Origin of the sequence: Paenibacillus sp. N3.4 (genome assembly GCF_008017805.1) — a bacterium.
GTDB lineage: Bacteria > Bacillota > Bacilli > Paenibacillales > NBRC-103111 > Paenibacillus_E.
On the sequence record NZ_VRTT01000079.1, the window covers coordinates 16,349 to 33,683 of the forward strand.

The 17,335-nt window shown below is 45.3% G+C and carries 23 protein-coding genes; 8 read left to right on the forward strand and 15 right to left on the reverse strand.

All coding sequences use genetic code 11. From position 1 onward, the window contains the following. Nucleotides 1–25 precede the first annotated feature (25 nt). Together FU659_RS28375 and FU659_RS28380 are read right to left on the reverse strand one after the other, a co-directional pair. The gene (locus FU659_RS28375; protein WP_147950649.1) at nucleotides 26–559 is read right to left on the reverse strand and encodes a hypothetical protein; all 534 of its coding nucleotides are present in this window, start codon (nucleotides 557–559) and stop codon (nucleotides 26–28) included. Next, nucleotides 546–1,112, reverse strand: coding sequence for an RNA polymerase sigma factor (locus FU659_RS28380; RefSeq protein WP_147950650.1), 567 nt, complete (start codon nucleotides 1,110–1,112; stop codon nucleotides 546–548). Before FU659_RS28380 ends, FU659_RS28375 begins: the two co-directional genes overlap by 14 nt. A 165-nt stretch (nucleotides 1,113–1,277) precedes the next feature. Here FU659_RS28380 and FU659_RS28385 point away from each other — a divergent pair, with 165 nt between their 5' ends. From FU659_RS28385 to araD, 4 genes are all read left to right on the forward strand, one after another. After that, the gene (locus tag FU659_RS28385) at nucleotides 1,278–2,141 is read left to right on the forward strand and encodes an RNA polymerase sigma-70 factor (RefSeq protein ID WP_147950651.1); all 864 of its coding nucleotides are present in this window, start codon (nucleotides 1,278–1,280) and stop codon (nucleotides 2,139–2,141) included. Nucleotides 2,142–2,335: 194 nt separating this feature from the next. Then, nucleotides 2,336–2,785 carry a hypothetical protein gene (locus FU659_RS28390; RefSeq protein WP_147950652.1) on the forward strand — a complete coding sequence of 150 codons (450 nt, stop codon included), beginning with the start codon at nucleotides 2,336–2,338 and terminating at the stop codon, nucleotides 2,783–2,785. Between the two features lie 278 nt (nucleotides 2,786–3,063). Continuing rightward, a complete protein-coding gene (locus FU659_RS28395) occupies nucleotides 3,064–4,245 on the forward strand; it encodes an S-layer homology domain-containing protein (RefSeq protein WP_187274453.1) in 1,182 nt (393 codons plus the stop codon). 204 nt (nucleotides 4,246–4,449) lie between these two features. Beyond that, nucleotides 4,450–5,139: an L-ribulose-5-phosphate 4-epimerase gene (gene araD / locus FU659_RS28400; protein WP_147950654.1), complete on the forward strand. Its 690-nt coding sequence runs from the start codon at nucleotides 4,450–4,452 to the stop codon at nucleotides 5,137–5,139. A gap of 45 nt (nucleotides 5,140–5,184) precedes the next feature. On the opposite strand, the gene FU659_RS28405 is transcribed toward araD, so the two are convergent. Further along, nucleotides 5,185–5,622, reverse strand: a complete 438-nt coding sequence (locus FU659_RS28405) for an organic hydroperoxide resistance protein (protein ID WP_147950655.1) — start codon at nucleotides 5,620–5,622, stop codon at nucleotides 5,185–5,187. Between the two features lie 184 nt (nucleotides 5,623–5,806). On the opposite strand from FU659_RS28405, the gene FU659_RS28410 reads away from it, so the two are divergent. Then, entirely contained in the window at nucleotides 5,807–6,298 is a 492-nt protein-coding gene (locus tag FU659_RS28410) for a GAF domain-containing protein (protein ID WP_147950656.1), read from the forward strand. 98 nt (nucleotides 6,299–6,396) lie between these two features. Here the strand turns inward: FU659_RS28410 and FU659_RS28415 are convergent, their stop codons facing one another. The 4 genes from FU659_RS28415 to FU659_RS28430 all read right to left on the reverse strand — a co-directional run bounded on the left by FU659_RS28415 (nucleotide 6,397) and on the right by FU659_RS28430 (nucleotide 8,539). After that, on the reverse strand, nucleotides 6,397–6,669 hold the full coding sequence (locus tag FU659_RS28415) for a response regulator transcription factor (protein WP_147950657.1): 273 nt from the start codon (nucleotides 6,667–6,669) through the stop codon (nucleotides 6,397–6,399). A gap of 103 nt (nucleotides 6,670–6,772) precedes the next feature. Next, entirely contained in the window at nucleotides 6,773–7,414 is a 642-nt protein-coding gene (locus FU659_RS28420; protein ID WP_147950658.1) for a thiamine diphosphokinase, read from the reverse strand. A 93-nt stretch (nucleotides 7,415–7,507) separates the two neighbouring features. Continuing rightward, a complete protein-coding gene (locus tag FU659_RS28425) occupies nucleotides 7,508–7,741 on the reverse strand; it encodes a hypothetical protein (protein WP_147950659.1) in 234 nt (77 codons plus the stop codon). 96 nt (nucleotides 7,742–7,837) lie between these two features. Continuing rightward, on the reverse strand, nucleotides 7,838–8,539 hold the full coding sequence (locus FU659_RS28430; protein WP_147950660.1) for a response regulator transcription factor: 702 nt from the start codon (nucleotides 8,537–8,539) through the stop codon (nucleotides 7,838–7,840). Nucleotides 8,540–8,926: 387 nt separating this feature from the next. Between FU659_RS28430 and FU659_RS28435 the strand changes: the two genes are divergently transcribed. Both FU659_RS28435 and FU659_RS28440 read left to right on the forward strand, forming a co-directional pair. Then, entirely contained in the window at nucleotides 8,927–9,856 is a 930-nt protein-coding gene (locus tag FU659_RS28435) for a diguanylate cyclase domain-containing protein (RefSeq protein WP_187274454.1), read from the forward strand. Between the two features lie 156 nt (nucleotides 9,857–10,012). Beyond that, the gene (locus tag FU659_RS28440; RefSeq protein WP_147950662.1) at nucleotides 10,013–11,641 is read left to right on the forward strand and encodes an S-layer homology domain-containing protein; all 1,629 of its coding nucleotides are present in this window, start codon (nucleotides 10,013–10,015) and stop codon (nucleotides 11,639–11,641) included. Nucleotides 11,642–11,679: 38 nt separating this feature from the next. Here FU659_RS28440 and FU659_RS28445 read toward each other — a convergent pair whose 3' ends face one another. The 5 genes from FU659_RS28445 to FU659_RS28465 form a co-directional block, all read right to left on the reverse strand. Further along, entirely contained in the window at nucleotides 11,680–12,138 is a 459-nt protein-coding gene (locus FU659_RS28445; RefSeq protein WP_147950663.1) for a spore germination protein GerPE, read from the reverse strand. 1 nt (nucleotide 12,139) lies between these two features. Further along, on the reverse strand, nucleotides 12,140–12,319 hold the full coding sequence (locus FU659_RS28450; RefSeq protein ID WP_147950671.1) for a spore gernimation protein GerPD: 180 nt from the start codon (nucleotides 12,317–12,319) through the stop codon (nucleotides 12,140–12,142). 2 nt (nucleotides 12,320–12,321) lie between these two features. Continuing rightward, complete coding sequence (gene gerPC / locus FU659_RS28455; protein ID WP_187274455.1) at nucleotides 12,322–13,023, reverse strand: spore germination protein GerPC; 702 nt, start codon at nucleotides 13,021–13,023, stop codon at nucleotides 12,322–12,324. Nucleotides 13,024–13,126: 103 nt separating this feature from the next. Next, nucleotides 13,127–13,336 carry a spore germination protein GerPB gene (locus FU659_RS28460; RefSeq protein ID WP_147950665.1) on the reverse strand — a complete coding sequence of 70 codons (210 nt, stop codon included), beginning with the start codon at nucleotides 13,334–13,336 and terminating at the stop codon, nucleotides 13,127–13,129. 57 nt (nucleotides 13,337–13,393) lie between these two features. Further along, a complete protein-coding gene (locus tag FU659_RS28465) occupies nucleotides 13,394–13,618 on the reverse strand; it encodes a spore germination protein (protein ID WP_147950666.1) in 225 nt (74 codons plus the stop codon). A 137-nt stretch (nucleotides 13,619–13,755) separates the two neighbouring features. Between FU659_RS28465 and FU659_RS28470 the strand changes: the two genes are divergently transcribed. Then, nucleotides 13,756–14,217 (forward strand): Hsp20/alpha crystallin family protein, encoded by a 462-nt coding sequence (locus FU659_RS28470; protein WP_147950667.1) that lies wholly within the window; start codon nucleotides 13,756–13,758, stop codon nucleotides 14,215–14,217. 115 nt (nucleotides 14,218–14,332) lie between these two features. On the opposite strand, the gene FU659_RS28475 is transcribed toward FU659_RS28470, so the two are convergent. The 3 genes from FU659_RS28475 to FU659_RS28485 all read right to left on the reverse strand — a co-directional run bounded on the left by FU659_RS28475 (nucleotide 14,333) and on the right by FU659_RS28485 (nucleotide 17,105). Continuing rightward, entirely contained in the window at nucleotides 14,333–14,776 is a 444-nt protein-coding gene (locus tag FU659_RS28475; protein ID WP_261808111.1) for a C40 family peptidase, read from the reverse strand. 221 nt (nucleotides 14,777–14,997) lie between these two features. After that, a complete protein-coding gene (locus FU659_RS28480) occupies nucleotides 14,998–16,365 on the reverse strand; it encodes a HAMP domain-containing sensor histidine kinase (RefSeq protein WP_147950668.1) in 1,368 nt (455 codons plus the stop codon). After that, nucleotides 16,362–17,105, reverse strand: a complete 744-nt coding sequence (locus FU659_RS28485) for a response regulator transcription factor (protein WP_147950669.1) — start codon at nucleotides 17,103–17,105, stop codon at nucleotides 16,362–16,364. Before FU659_RS28485 ends, FU659_RS28480 begins: the two co-directional genes overlap by 4 nt. Between the last annotated feature and the right edge of the window lie 230 nt (nucleotides 17,106–17,335).

A 17,335-nucleotide genomic window follows, 5' to 3' on the forward strand; every position in this document is an offset into this window, starting at 1 on the left:
ACTTCCGGCTTCGCAGGTTGATCCGCTAAATGCGCAGATAAATAACGGAACTGGTCCTTTTTGTTTGATAGACGAGGGAGTCAATTTTCCAAAAATTTTGCTTATAAGGCATTAGAATGCCGCTTCCCTCAGACGTCTTCTGCAGTTTTCCGCGGACCGGTGCAATGAGCATGGTACGGTACGTATTGTAACTTAATGGAACACTACTTAGCTTAATGCTTTCACTATCTTCATGCTCAGTTCGTAGACCGATGAGCAAAGCGGTATTAATTGGAATCGGGGACGAGACAGTAGGTTCGGCGGCCATAGCCATCGAAGTCTCAGCCGCAGATACAGCATCACTTTTCGTATGGATCGTATGCCAGGGGAAAATCCAAACGGCTGCTACAATCGCACCAATGCCGACAAAGCAAAGCAAAGGTCTCACCCTTGATTTCGTGTGATCCTTACGATCAATCGCTTGTTCGATGTCACGCTGAAGTCTGGATGTAAAGCCGGGTCGCTGGAGCGGTCCTGATTCCAATTCTTTATGTAGTTCATCCGGATCAGGAGTGTTCAAGCGCTTCACGCTCCTTCATACTGATCACCTTGAGTCTGGCGTGGTGAAGCCGGGATTTAACGGTTCCCTCCGAGATCTTAAGAATGGCAGCCATTTCTTTGGTTGTCATTTGATAATGGGCCTGTAAAATGAGGATTTCCCTGTACTTAGCAGGTAAGGAAATGACTTTTTTCCATATATCGCTGGCGTACAGCTTCTCCATGGCTTCGGTTTCCGCAGAAGGCGTTGTGCCTGCTGATTGGATAAAGCCGACAAGCGTAACTTTGCGCCAAAATGCTTTGCGTAAGTAGTCATAAGTCGTATTGCGTGTAATCGTAAGCAGCCAAGTTTTGACAGAAGCTTCGCCGCGGAATGTTGTCAGATTGCGATAAACTTTCAAAAATGCATCTTGTGTAATATCGTCAGCGAGATCCATGTTCCGGCAAATACTAAATGCATAATTCCATACATCGTTTCCGTAGGCTTCCATTAAATTGCGCAGGATCACTTTCTGATCCGTTGTTTCAGATACATATTTCAGATATTCAAATACATGAACACCGGTCGTCTCCATACTCTCACCTCACAATCTTAGACGCTAGAAGTTCAGAAAAGTTCATGTTATTAAAAAAAATTTTTGAAATGTCACAGAAAGGTTGTATAAATTCGTCTATATTGGTTATGAGAAGTAAGACAGGGTAACTACAATTAACCACCATGAGGAAGGAATGAATCGCCTGTGGACCTGACAGATCTCTACATCACCTATCGCCCCCTCCTCTTCTCTATCGCTTATCGGATGCTGGGTTCGGTGGCGGATGCCGAAGACATGGTGCAAGACACCTTTATGCAAGCTGAGAAGATTGAGGAAAATCAGGTTCTACATATGAAGGCTTATTTATGCAAAATGGTCACTAATCGCTGTATGGATTACGCCAAATCAGCACGCAAACGCCGAGAGTTGTATGTGGGCGACTGGCTGCCTGAACCTTTACAAATAAGTGAGGATGATCCCCTGCATGCGATAGAGAAAGATGAAACATTTTCATATGCGTTCATGGTGTACTTGGAAAAATTAACGCCCATTGAGCGTGCGGTGTTTATCTTACGGGAAGCTTTTGACTACGATTATAGCGAGATCGGTGATATGCTTGGAAAGTCGGAGGCCAATTGCCGACAAATTTTCAGTCGACTCAAGCGTAAGCTCAAGGAGAATCACGCACCTGCTGTCCATCCAGATGAACACGCAGCCGATTTGGCACAACAATTTCTAATTGCCTCCAGTACAGGAAATATTGAAGGGTTAATTCGTTCCTTAACGGAGGACGTTGTGATGTATTCAGATGGTGGCGGCAAAGCATTAGCTGCACGGAATCCGATTATTGGCCGCGAACGTGTGATGATGTTCTTACTGGGGATTCGGGCTAAGCGGATGGAGAATGCACACTATAAGATGGTAAATTTGAATGGTCTGCCAGGTGTATTGATCAGCGAAAACAATAAAATAACAACGGTATTTACGTACGAATTAGAAGCAGATGGTCGTGTGCTTAAATTATTTTGTATGCGCAATCCGGATAAGCTGACATCCTACTCGTTATGATGGATCCGGTTTTTCGATTGGAAACGTAATAGATCGATTGTTATATTTTACATGTTAATAAAAAATTAGTTAATTATATGCGGCAGTTGCGGGTGTCTGACAGGGATGTCTTGACAATTGAAGACCTTAACACGCAATATGAAAGAAGGAACCTGCATCGTTGTAAATCAGGTCCTAAGGAAGGGAAGAGCACGATGAATTTCGTTGAGCATGTAGGGGATCATTTTCGTTCGGGGCAAATTAATAATTACCCGCAGCCTGTTGCTTTGAACTTGGGATTGGTCTATACAGTTAAACTAAATGATAAGAAGACCAATTTGATCTGGCTGCCTTTCGAATATACCGGTCTTGTTTACAAAGATATGGGTCTGCAAACGAACGTTTATCCCTATTATCGTGGAGCCATCCTTGAAGAAGTAGAGCTTTCACGAGGAACCGATCTCCATAAACCACAGACCGAGGAAGCCTTTATCAAGACGTTATACATGAAGAGTTGGGAAATTCATCAACTGCTGCAGCTTGAGAAGTACGCCGCTCTCCAAGGCAATGTTCCTGATTTCCTGACTAAAATGCTATACATAACCGATTGGCTACGTTATTACAACTCCGTCAAAGCAGTAGGCAAAGGGATACATATCGGTTAATGAACGATCCTGCCCAACTAACAAAGATCCTTCTTCTACGTAGGTAGAAGTTAAGGGTTTTTTTCTTATCTTTTTTAATTGCGATGATCTGCGGCTATAGTCCTATGAGGATAGTGCGAATTCCGTCGTATTACTAGACTTTAAGCCTGTTTTCAAAGGCTGTAAGAAGGCTTATCCTAGAGGATGGAGCTCGTTATGGGCCAAAATTAATTAGAGGCGGAGAGTCGTGGATGCGAAGGTTGAAAAAATGGATGGTTATAGTAACTTTATGTTGCTTCATGACTATAGGTGTTGTAGAAGGAAAGAGCGAAGCGGCGAATCTAACGGATATTCATGGTCATTGGGCGGAGCAGACCGTCAGTCAGATGGTCCAGCAGGGACTACTCGACGGTTTCCCCGATGGGACTTTCCGACCTGATGATTCTGTTACGGCAGATCAATTCGTGAAAATTGTCGTATTGGCTTTTACAGATATGTATCCAAACGGTGAACGTAAGTGGAAGTCGAGCTTTATTCAATCGCTTAGTTCCAGTAATCAAAGTATTTTGCAGCAGGATTTTCGGGATTTCACATTTAAACCGAATATAGTGGGCTATTGGGCTAAGCCATATCTGGATTTGGCCAGTGATCTTCATTTCATTAGCAAAGGCCAGTTCAGCGATTATAAGGCGAAGCTGAAACGCGAAGATGTCGCCGAAATATTGTACTACCTGCTCAAGGAAACCGAGTACTTGGAAGATGAAGTCTATAGTTTGAAAGCGGCTTCGCAATTCGGAGATCTGCAAAGTGCAACACCCAGACAGCAAAAGTTTATCGGTGAAGCGATGACAAAGGGAATCATGGAAGGCTACCCAAATGGTTACTTTGGTGTTGGACGTTATGTAACACGCGCAGAAGCGCTGCAAATTATTACGCGTTTGCAGACGAAGGCGAAGCGCATTCCAATAACGACAGGAAGCGAAGCTTTCATCAAAGTGGTGCCAACGAAGGATGGCAGCTACAAGAAGCTGATCTTTCCCGATCAGAGAATGCTTCAAGCCTATGTTGTAATGGAGGAAGCTGGCAAGCTAAGAGGCACAAATTATGACCTTGAAGAAACCACGCTGCGTTTATTCCGAGATGCGGAGGCCAAAAGTCAGTCGATGAGCGGCGCAACAGCAGAGGCGCGTAACAGCAACGAAGCTTCGTTATGGTTAGATCCGCAGTTCTCGACCTATGGCGTAACGTTGCGGCTTGAGGAAGGCACATTGGCCAGAAATAAGGAGAGTATTCGCAAGTTTACAGACTTCCTTTTTGGTTATGACGCGGATATTTTCTATCGCCACTTTACAGATGCCTGTGAGCGTGCGGCTGCCAAAAAGGTTCTGGAAACAACAACGAAACAAATCGGCAGTTACTCGGTCGAGACACGCTTAGAGCCAGACGGCAAGACACTGATTTTCTCTTTTATTTATTCATAAAATAGGAAACGGAATCCCCCATTATGGAAGCATGATGGGGATTTTCTGTGTATGTTTATTACGCTTTGGGCGATTTTCACCAAAGAAGGTGTACGTACAAGTTGGGCGTATAAAACTTTATAATCCACCCATCTAGATAACATGTACGTACAAGTGTATAATGAGAAATTATACGTACATTTTATCGGAAGGTGTTGATTACAGGTGTTGGATACGTTGAAACAGGCGGTATTGGAAGCAAATCTGGACTTGCCGAAATATCGGCTCGTCACATTTACATGGGGAAATGTTAGCGGCATTGATCGGGAGCAAGGGCTTGTTGTTATTAAGCCAAGTGGCGTTCCTTATGAAAATCTGAGGTTCGAAGACCTTGTCGTTGTTGATTTGGATGGCAATATGGTGGAAGGCAAGCTAAAACCATCATCGGACACGCCTACGCATCTTGCTTTGTACCGTGCTTTTAATTCAATCGGTGGAATCGTGCATACGCACTCTCCTTGGGCAACCAGCTGGGCACAAGCCGGAAAAGGGATTCCCGCACTTGGAACGACACATGCCGATTATTTCTATTCGGAAGTACCGTGCACCCGTTTAATGACGGACGCCGAAATAAAGGGCGCATACGAGCTAGAGACAGGGAATGTTATCATTGAAACATTCGTGGATAAAGACCCGGCCATGGTACCTAGCGTCTTAGTTAACTGCCACGCGCCCTTCAGTTGGGGTAAGGATGCGCATAACGCGGTTCATCATGCAGTCGTCCTGGAAGAAGTTGCGAAAATCGCCTATCATACTTACCAATTGAGTCCTTCGATTGAGCCTATGGACCAAGCTTTGCTCGATCGTCATTTCCTCAGAAAGCATGGAGCGAATGCCTATTACGGGCAGAAATAAACGAAAAGAAAAGGAGCAGTCTGCCGAATGCTCCTTTTTCGATTTTTAGAAAGAAAAGCCGGCACTTTCTACAACATGAATATTGACTTCAATGTTGCCGCGTGTTGCTTTAGAATAAGGACACACTTGATGTGCGGCATGCGCCAATTCCTCAGCAATCTCTGGCGACACCCCTTTTATCGTCACATCAAGTTGAACAGCCAGGCCGAAGCCACCATCATCTGTTTTGCCGATACTGACATGCGCGGTTACCGATGTGCTCTCGACTTCAACTCGTTTGGTACGGATAACAAGGTTTAGTGCGCTATCGAAGCATGCAGAGTAACCTGCTGCAAACAACTGCTCTGGATTTGTCGCGGCACCCCCTGCGCCTCCGAGTTCTTTGGGCATTTTAACATCAAGGTCGAGAACACCGTCACTAGATCTTACTTTCCCGTTTCTTCCACCGTTTGCTGTAGCTACTGCTGTATACAAATTATCCATGATGATCTCTCTCCTTTATATACCTCATAATATATTGTGCACAAATCAATTTTATATAATTTAATTTACTAGAGTATTAGGTAACTGTCAACTCCTTTCTAACATGTGAGTTTTGGCGAGAAGAATAACTTTTGGTATGATAGATAGGCACTGGAGTCACGCAGAGAAAGTGAGTTGAAGGTAGATGTTTTCGAAATTGAGTTATGAGGGAACAAGAGAAGATAAGTATGCCTTGCTCATTCAGCAGGTTGAAGCCCTAGTACATGATGAACCGAACCGTGTGGCGAACCTAGCTAATGCCGCAGCGCTGCTGGGACAGTTTCTGACAGATATTAATTGGGTAGGATTTTACTTGCTGGATGAGATGAACGAAAAAAATGAACTGGTATTGGGACCGTTTCAAGGTCTGCCCGCTTGTGTGCGCATTCCGCTGGGTAAAGGGGTTTGCGGGACATCGGCTGAAAGACAAGAGACCGTGCTCGTTCCCGATGTTCACCAGTTTCCCGGTCATATCGCTTGTGATGCTGCCTCACAATCTGAGATTGTCGTGCCGCTTCTTCAAGGAGAGGTGCTCATTGGTGTATTGGACATTGATAGTCCCCTTAAGAATCGCTTCGACGAGATTGACCAGCATTACCTTGAACAATTTGTAGCAAAACTAGCTGCTGTTATGTAGTATCGTACACAGTAGACGGAATATACATGATCGTTCAGCAGAATCTTTTGCAATGAAAAAGCTCGAAGCTCATAATTACAATGAGCTTCGAGCTTTTTTCAAACAGTGGTGCAAATAATGGTGGCAAGCAACTTACGCATCGAGCGGGTTCCAGCTTTATCCATAATTTTATCGATATGTACTTTAACTGTTTTCTCACTGATCTTGCAATGATCGGCGATTTCTTTATTGCTATAGCCGCGAAGCGCTATAAGCGAAATAACCTCGGTTTCCCTGTTAGTAAGCATATGTAAAGTGGCAAATTGGGAAATAGCAGAATGACTGCTTATTAAATGAAGGATTGGCATTACATTTTCTTCGATATGCTGCATGCTTGGATGTCCCCAATGTCTTTAAGTATGGCGTACAGTTTATTGTACCAGAGTTAATCAACGGAACGTTATCGTGAAATTTGTCGAAAGTCAGAATTTTAGTTTAATCTTTGCTTTGAATAACGAGCAATAAGCCGGAATGCAGGTCAATAAAACCTTCTTGTTCAATTAGAATGTTGCTAATCCCCAGGGATTGCCCGATTTGAAGGGTGGCCTGATGAAGGGGATATTGGAATCCCTGCAGTGTGATTCCTGTCACTTCTAAACTAAGTGGCAGCAGAGAGACATGCGTATAGTTTCCTCGTTGGATTCGAGTAGGTTGATGAATAACGGTAATTTCATTGTGCCCATCCACAATCGAACAGGCTATACCTAGCTCAGTGCCCTTTCGAAGCAAATGAATATTAGCTAAGGAATGATCGAATCGTGTGCCAATCGCGCCGACTAGAACAATATGTTCAGGCTTCTCTTCAAGTGCCCAATTGAAAGCCATCTCAGTGTCGGTTAAATCCTTGAAGATCGGATCGCAATCGACAAAATGGAGACTCGAAGATCGAATAAGCGCTAGCTCCTCCGAGGTGACTGAATCAAAATCACCCATTGAAATATAGGGCTTTAAACCCTGTTGGATTAAATAAAGAGCTCCCCGATCTGATCCAACCAGCACATCTTCCTCTTGAATTTCCCCCAGTATCCAGTCACCAAGAGTTCCGCCTGTGACGATAATGATTCGTTTCGCTTTCATACCTATTTCCTCCAGAACTTCAACTTCAATTATCATCTCCTTATTATACCATAGTAAAAACCGAGCTGCTTCAGCGCAGCTCGGTCATATGGTCTAAGTTCGCGTATCCACGCGCTTGCGCAGTGGGTTTAATTCTGTTTGATCATGATCGATTTCGGCTTCGTTCGCGAAGCCTTGCAGTTCCCAAGTGGTTCGACCTAGCGTGAGATCCGCTGGGAATGAGTCGCCTCGTTTCAGTGTGACCTCACGTCCCGCCTCGTTGGCATAAATACCGTCTGTCTCAACCGTATCGCCCGTCATCGGGTCCATCGTTTTATCTGTAGACATCTCGTATTCCTCCTTTCCTTTTGCTTAATCATACCATTGCCAAAGGATGAGGAAATTATGAGTAGGATCATGTACTGGATGGTTAAACCACTGATTTTAAACAGTGGAACCGTTGAATTTGTACCCGACGCCGCGAACCGTAATGATGTATCGAGGTTCCGCTGGGTTAGGTTCGATTTTTTTACGTAAATTGCTAATATGAACAATGAGTGTTCGTGGATCGCCCATACTGTCGAGACTCCATACGAGTTCAAACAAATGTTCAATTTTGTATACCCGATTCGGTGTTTTAGCCATTAATGATAAGAGATCGAACTCTTTGGCTGACAGCGATATCGTAAGCCCATTCACACGTACAATATGGCTGATCAGATCAATTTCGAGACCTGGGAATTTCACCAGTTGTGGATCATCCTTGTGCTGCTCTCTGATGGAATTTCGACGCAAATGGGCCTTGACTCTGGCTACGAGCTGACTAGGACTGAAAGGCTTCGTCATATAGTCATCTCCGCCCATGCTGAGTCCAAGAATAATATCAATATCCTCACTCTTGCAAGAAATGAATAAAATCGGTGTGTTGCTCGTTTTGCGAAGCTGTCGGCATACTTCGATACCATCCAGTCCGGGTAGTAAAATATCGAGAATAATCAGATCGGGTCGGTGATCTCTGACGATCTCAAAAACATCTTGTCCGTTATTCGTGCTAATGACATTGTAACCCTCACGTACAAGGTAAAGCTGAATCAATTGAACAATTTCTTGCTCGTCATCAACGATCAAAATTGTTTCGCCTGCCATACTAGAAATCCTCCTCAGTAACGGAACGGCTTAATCAACATATGAATGGAATCTCCGCTTTAGAATATTAAGCTTATTATAGAACGTTTCGCCTAAATATTTCTATCTTTTTATTGCTTTTATACACAAAATTAACGACCAAAGGAGTATATATTAGTAAATGTTGGTATAATTGTTGTTTATAGAATGAAAATCAGAAAAATTTAGTCCTAGTGAATGGGTATTTAGATCTGCATGATTTCCCGAATTATGGCGAAAATTTTATTAATATCCAATTTTACGACTTCATTTGACTGAAACTTTAGCGAATCTTAATAAAATTTTTATGTTATCATGCTACGCTACCCTTGTCTCGTTGTAGAAGTACGAGAGGGGGCGACGAAAGTCATGAGTCATAAGGCTGATTCCGATCGTTTTGAACTTCCATGGTTACAGAAGGACACATTCGTACGTCAATTTATTGAACAGGCGTGGGATCTATTTTGCATATTTGATCTGCGTGGAAATTTATTGCATGCCTCATCAAGCTTTAATCAAATGGTAGGCTTTATTCCTAATGATTTTGAACAAATCATAGATTTCATAGATTCTGAGTATCGTATGGACGTGCACAGATTGTTCCTCAAAACCTTGCAAACGTCCAGCTGTAGGAAGCTGGAATTTCGTGCGAGGCCTATAAATGGCGGCCCCATTTGGTTGGAATGCAAGACAATTCCGATTCGTAATGAGGCTGGGGTGTTGGCTGAGGTTTCATTTGTTCTCAGCGATATTACACTGCGCAAAAAACAAGAGGGTCAGTTGATCGCAATGGCTTTTCATGATTCATTGACGGGTTTGCCTAATCGAAGACTATTCAGGGAAGATATGCAACAAATGCTTACGCAGGCAAGACGAACCGGTAGGTCGTTTGCTTTATTATATTTGGATATCGATGATTTTAAAGTGATCAATGATACGATGGGGCATGAGATCGGTGATGCTTTTTTACAAATGTTCTCCATACGTATTCAAGATTGCTTAAGAGAAATAGATCGGTTTGCCCGCATGGGCGGTGACGAGTTTACTATATTACTACCGGCTGTAGATTGCGAAGAGCACGTAGATCGAATTGCTCAGCGAATTGTTCAATGCATGAGCGATCCCTGGGATGTGAGGGGGCGAAGCTTCCGAGCGACGGTCAGCATGGGGATTACGATGTATGGGGATGAAAAGGATGAAGCGAAGATGATGAATGAAGTAGATATTGCCCTTTATCAAGTAAAGGGGAAGGGTCGCAATCATTATCAATTCTACGATTCCGCTATGAATGGTTTTTAGAAATTACGAAGACCGTGACCGAAGCTTAGACGCTTAGGTGACGGTTTTTTGCTATTTATTCCAGGTAATGACCAATATTTAGTCATAGCGCAATCCATCTATTTCTAGGATGATAGAGGAAGCAGCTAGAGATTACGTTGAAGGAGATGAGAAGTAATGTCAAAACATAGGCGATGGATCAAAGGCATGCTCGCAGCAGCCTTTTCACTTACCTGCTTGGTCACGGCAAGTTCGGTTACCGCGGTTCAAGCACAAGCGAGTTCAGGCAAAGGGGCTTTCGCGATGTCCTATCTAGCATTCGGCAATTCTAGTACGTATATTTCGCAAGTAGATAAAAGTGGTCAGACACTCGATGTTGTCTCTCCTGACTTTTTCGAGATAAACACGGATGGCAGCTTGCAGCTAACGGGTTCGATTGATGCTTCTTTCATACAAAATATGCATAACAGAGGGAAGAAGGTTGTCCCTTTTTTGAGTAATGAATTCGATCAAGCCATTGGGGAGAAAGCGATCCAGAATCGCGAGGCGCTCGTGAATCAAATTGTCGAAGCGCTGCAAACTAACCAGTTAGACGGTATTGACTTGGATATTGAGAATGTGGATGCGACCTATCGAGATGCCTATACAGAAATGGTTAAAATGCTGCGCGATAAGCTGCCCAGCACGATGGAGGTTTCCGTGGCTGTTGCAGCGAATCCGACAGGAGCAACGAACAGTTGGCTTGCTGCCTATGATTACAAGGCTCTAGCAGCCGTTAGCAATTACTTGATGGTTATGGCTTATGATGAGAGCTATCCGGGAGATGCGACGCCGGGACCTGTGGCCAGCTTACCCTTCGTCGAGAAATCCATTCAATATGCGTTAACGCAGACATCACCGGATAAAATAGTGCTCGGTATTCCATTTTACGGACGATATTGGAATCAAAATCCATCCGCTAATGGCTTGAGTATGACCGCTCCGACAATAAGCAAGCTTGTTGACACCTACAAAGGCGTAGTTCGATTCGATGCTGCGAGTCAATCACCGGTAGCCACATTTACAATTCTGCCGACGGATGCCGCTCTGACCAGCTTTGGGCAAAAACAAGGAGCAGGAGATTATACGGTTTGGTTTGAGAACGAGCAATCGCTGAAGGCGAAACTGCAATTAGTCAGTAAATACAAACTAAAGGGAACGGGCAGTTGGAGCCTGAATCAAGAGAATATAGATACTTGGGATTATTACAGCTTATGGGCAGATGGTTTCTATTTCACGGACGTGCAAAAGCACTGGGCGCGAACTGATATACTAGCGGCGGCAAACCGCGGGTGGATGCTTGGTATCGCCGCAGATCGTTTCGCACCAGATACGGCGCTCACAAGGGCACAGGCCGCGACGATTATCGTACGCGCCCTAGGTCTGTCAGGCGAGGCGGCGGACAACGCCTCGTTCCGTGATGTGCCTGCCACCTACTGGGCGTGGCAGGACATCCGGATCGCGAAGATGAGCGGGCTGATCCAGGGGATCAGCAGCGATCTCTTCGCGCCGGATCAGATCATGACGCGGGAGCAGATGAGTGTGCTGCTCTCCCGCGCATTGCAGTTAACTTCGCAGAGCGGAGCCGCTGCGAAGAGCTTCACCGACGTGCCAGCAGGCAGCTGGTCGGCGGAGGCAATTGCTGCGATGAGCAGCCATGGCCTTGTCGACGGCTTCGCGGACGGCACGTTCCGCCCGCACGCGTCGCTGACGCGGGCAGAGATGGCGGCGTTGCTCGGCCGCGCCCAGCCGCTGCTCGCGAAGTGAGCCAGCATTGGCGAGAGTGTGCCTGAATGTTCCTGTTTCTAACGAGGCGGCGTCTTGATCGCCGCTTCGAAATCACCGACGCCCTTGTTTTGGCCCACTTTAACGAAGGTAGCTTGCTGCTTGGGGCCTGGTTTATCCGTGACGAATTGACGGATATCTTTGATTCGCGTTTCAGCGGCAGTGATTCGGTTACATCCGATTTGCAAACCGGAGGATGAAGAAATCCCAAGGATGCGGATGCCGCCAACGCGAATAAATGAACCTAAGTTATCCACACACATCGTGAAGGGTTCATGGGGCTGGGGAATTGGAAAAGGTCTTTGGTAGAAGGGATAATAGCTGAAACTCCCTTCATTCCCATAAAAAAAAGGGACTTCTCGCTGCACAGCGAAAGCACGTGATTGCAGAATAGTCGTCGCATGGTCTCCCACATGCACGAAGCTGCTTGAACTGACATCATTTATATATACAGCGCCTACAATAGATAAGCGTCCCATGTTATCTCTCCGCAGGGAGCGGGACAAAGGGGGAAATAATAACCGATTCAGGAGGCGTATCGAACATGGAGGAGAGTGTAATAACCTCCGTATCCCCAATGAGAAAAACGGAGGAGCTGGCAACCCCGATGATTCGAACACCACCTACGAAAAGCTGCTTATTTTCCACGTATAGATTCATCATTATGTACCTTCCTTCCTTGGTAAACTGGATATGTAAGTATCAATTGCACTGACGATATCCTGCTTGGTCTTTTCCATAATGCTTGTCGTTATAGTTTCTATGGGTTCTTTGAAACCAACACCGCGGTATTGGTTTACATAATGCTGGATACGAGTATCCAACTGTTTGCGTATATCGTCGATGATGAAAGCTTTATAATCATCATCAAGCGGCTGCTGATATTTGTTTTCCAAGTTTCGCATATCGGTTTGAAGCTCTTGCTGAAGGTATTGCTCAATGCCGCTGCACACCTCTTGCTGAATGCCGAAACTAGTCATCGGCTCCTGTCCCTGCCCATAGGCTTGATTTTGAGTTGGACTTGGACTTGGATTTGGACCAGTAGCTTGAGCCTGAGCAAAGGGGTTGCCATCTAAACCTGCCTCTTTACCCATCGGGGTTCCGTTCACCGTAAAATCCTCTATTTTATCCAGCGCACCTGGACTGATGCCAATGGTGAGCGTGCCGTCTAGTTTTTCCACCTTCAGCTGATCAAAATTATATTCGATTTTATCGATATGAAATCGTTTCTGATCTTTTATCGTACTGAGGTCAGTCTGTAGCTTAGTAACGGTCTCTTCAAGCTTGTCAATACGCTGCTTTTGCAATTCTATATATGCGGAGAGCTGCTGAGCCCACTGCTCCCAAGTGATGGAACTATGCATGGATGAGTAGCACCTCCTGAAGGGTATTCTTTGGGAAAAGTCCATAACCGGGAAATTCGGGAGAGCCTACCCCCAAAGCGTTAGATCTTGCAGCCAATGACGTTCAAGTCGGCGAAGGCAATGGAACAAGGGAGAGGGGGTTTGTTGTACTGGTGCCTAATTGCTGTGCAGGCTCGACGAAACCGCCTGTATTGTATAAATTGGATAAGGAACGAATAGACCCGGCCGTACCGATTTGGAGTACAGAGGAATTGGATACCGAGTCTACTTTTAAATGCTGAATCATAATGGTCTGATGGATGGTCAAGTTCATTTGGAAGAAACACCTTCTCTCATCGTTCATGAATTCGCGTGCAGGACGTATGAGCCACTATATGATGATCCCGCTGGCGTTTGTTTCAATGAAGTCCGAATCGTTCGTCACGGTAGTGCTGTAAGCATTATAGATACGCGGGAAATCACCGGTATTAAATGAGCCTGCCCCTGCGAATGTTTTGGAGGAACTGGTAGGCGCAATAATGAAGGAATCGCCGAAATGGACGACGGAGCTCGGCCCTACGCTAATGATTTTGACATTTCCTACGATAGCTGGCATAGTTCGATTCTCCCTTATTTCAGGCTCACACACCCGTAGTATATGAGGATATTCGCCTAGAGGTGACCTGTTATTTGGGTTGGTGTCACTTCGGAGCCTATGCACATATACTGTTTAGTGAAAATGAGGTGATGGGCTTGAGTGGGTTTAATCGCCATCCTTGGCTAAAGTGGGAGCAGGTTGAGAAGTTCTTGGGGCAAAAGCTGCCTTTCGGTGAAAAAGGGCAGACCTTTCTAGATAATATGACGTGGGTTGAAGGATATGTACAGGACATGCTGAAAAAAGCGATGCCGGGCACAGATGCCAACATCTCTTCTTCGGAAAGGTCCGTAGGTGTAGAAATCTTCGAGACGCATGAGCATGTTATTGTCAAAGTGAAAATTGCCAAAGACGAAGACCCCAAAGAACTGCAAGTTTTTGTGAAGTCACATCAGATCAAGCTGACCGGCTTTCTAAGTGGCAAGAACCGCGTGGTGAAGCTTCCGGCTCTTGTACTTCCGAGATCAGCTGTAGCGAGCTACAAACAACGTCTGTTAGAGATTAAAGTACGTAAGCGTGGTTCGAAAGAAGCTTATCAGGAAGCGTTCATTCGCTATTAGCAGAACCTCAAATAACCCTTGGGCTTAGGCCGGAGGGTTATTTGACGTTATTGACGTTATATTCCTTATAATACGCGACGCGCTGTCATATAGCGGGATGACCAGGTACCGTTATCTAGGCTGGTCGTACGTACGCCGCGCCGTAGGTGTGTAAAATATTTCCATTGCCCATATAGATGGCTACATGATTAATTACGCCCGGTTTACTGGGAATAGAGAAGAAAACCAGATCGCCTGGGCGAAGATTGCTTCGGGATACATAGGTTCCTACGTGTGATTGTTCTTTGGAGCTGCGGGGGAGTGAGATGCCATTGCGATTAAACACATACTGCGTAAATGAAGAGCAATCAAAAGTACGTGTTTGTCCGGCATTGGAGCCGAATTGATAAGGTGTTCCTAAGTACTGTTTACCGACGGAGATAATGGAGTTGGCAGTTACTGAAGAAGACACGGCTGCCTCTGCTTTATGGGGGGAGCCTACGATTCCTGCAGAAAGTCCTATCGATACGACCAATGCCGCCACGACTAGTTGTTTATACCATTTCTGTTGGTTTTTCATAAGGTCCTCCTTAGAATTGTAGTAAGAAATTTGCATCGTAAGCAAAAACTCAGTGTTTGCATAAAAAACGACTATCATCAGCTGTGGTTGTTTCGTTAACCTGAGTCCAAGTATAGCAGATGAAATCCGCCCTATTATTTACCATACAAGAGGAAGAAGCCTGCTGTCTGAGGATTCTGAGTCTATTCTGAGAGAATGATGAGAATGTGTTGAAAATACTCTTATTGACATGATTTAGGAAGCTGGATCAGCGCTGTTGTTCCTTCTCCCAAGCGGCTTTGCAGCTCAATTGTTCCCGCATGCTTTTCGACAATATGATGGGCAATGGAAAGTCCCAGCCCTGTGCCGCCGTGCTTGCGGTTGCGTGCCTTGTCGGTGCGATAGAAGCGATTAAAGAGATGCGGGAGGTCTTTTTCAGCAACGCCAATGCCCTGGTCAATGACCTCGATCCGAATACGATCCCCGGAATCCTCTCGCACTTTCAGAACTACGAGCCTTTGGCTGTATTTCAAAGCATTATCAAGTAAAATGACCAGCAACTGCTTAATCTGCGGAGGGTTGCCGGTTATATATAGCTCTGTCATCTCGGGCATAACGTCAACTTCGATGTCCCTGCCGGAAGTGACACGTAGGGATGCCGCGGTAGCTTGAACAATGGGAAGCAGATCAAAAGATTCCAGTTGATCACAGTCTTCTCTCTTCGTATCGGTCATCGTGAGCAGGTTCTGGGTTAAAATTTGCAGTTGCGCAGATTCAGAGCTAATGGCCTCGAGGGCTTCTTCCCGCAATTGATCATCTCGGAAGGCCCATCTGCGCAGCAGGTTTGCATAACTATTGATGATGGTGAGTGGGGTCCGTAGCTCGTGCGAAGCGTCGGCAAGAAATTGCTCCTGTTTGTCGAACATTTCCTGCAGTCTGTCAATCATTCGATTGAAGGTCATGGTCAGCATCGTTAATTCGTCGTTAGGTCTCTTAGCGGGCACTTTGATATGCTGAAAGGAGCCGCTTTTTTCTATGTTTTGCATCGCGCTTATAAGCTGTTGAAGGGGATGGAAAATGACATTGGTATAGAAATAGCCTCCAAGCAGAGCGGCTAAAAGGGCACCAATGGAAGTAAACAGTAATATAGAGGTAAGGGTTTGTGAATATTCGCCTAATCGCCGGAGGTTGCGACCTATTTCTAAGGTGGCGACCTGATGGCCTTCTTCGAAAATAGGCGATTGCACAAAAATAAAAATACCATCAGAGTCGGTTTCCGTCAGGATGGTTTCCTTGTTCACATACATTGGCTGATAGCGAAGCAGCTTTGGATCCGAATAGATTTGATAAATAACTTTTGAATCGGGCCCTATGTATCTGATCATTTCTTGCGGAATAAGCAGTTCATCCAGCTGAGAGTTATTTTGCCAGTATTCAGGATGTTTCGGTAAATCTTTGAGTATCATGGCTTTGGTTTTCTCTTTCAAAAGATCGATCTCGCCTTTGGTTGTCACTCGGATAAACATGTAATAAACGAAGGTGAAACTGAAAAAAAGAATCAGCATGATACCGGCACATACCCAAAGGGTAATTTTTACTCTTAGACTCATGAGGGGGGTTGTCCATCTCGGTTAAGGTCTTGGCCTGCTGCTTCCTCAAGGTCATACTTGATCATATAGCCGATACCGCGAATGGTTTGTATAAGCTTAGAGGAAAAGGGCTTGTCTACCTTTTGCCGCAAGTAACGGATGTAGACGTCTACTACATTCGTATCTCCCACGAAATCATATCCCCAGACCTCGCTAATAATCTGCTCACGCGACATGACCTCATCCTTGTGAGTAATAAGAAAACGCAGCAAATCGAACTCCGTAGGCGTTAAATCAATGGCGGTCCCTTCCCGAGAAACGGCTCTGCTTTTCAAATCCATGGTCAATTCGTCGATCTTAAGCTGATGGGGCTGCTCGGTGGGCAAAGCCTGCGCGTTCGTATGTCTCAGCAGGCTCCGTATACGAGCGAGCAGCTCCTCTATGGCAAAAGGCTTCGTAATGTAATCATTGGCGCCTTGATCCAATCCGCTGACTCGATCCGGAACAGCGTCGCGCGCCGTCAACAGAATAATGGGCAGAGCGGCATGGACTTGCCGTATGCGACGAAGCACTTCAAGGCCGCTCATCTCTGGCAGCATAATATCCAAAAGCACGAGATCCCATTCAGGCTCACTCATTGCAGCGCTAAGCCCTGAACGTCCATCTGTTTCAGTTCGCACCTCATAGCCTTCGTGTTCCAGTTCTAGCTTGAGCACACGGGCGATCCTTTCTTCATCTTCGATTAATAATATGCGGCTCATCTAACTCACTCCTGCCCGTCCGTTAGTTGCAGCGTCGTCTAAATTCCTCCTCTTATTTTCTCGATTTAGCTTCATTTCCATACATGGGAAGAAGATGAGGCTTTCTGAGCATGAAGCGCAAGTCACTCGTAGAGATTGAATAAACGTTCATCAGCCTAGTTCACCTTCCTCATTCTCTAACATAAATAAGACATAAGAAGATTAATGAAGGGGATAGGGCAAGCCAATGA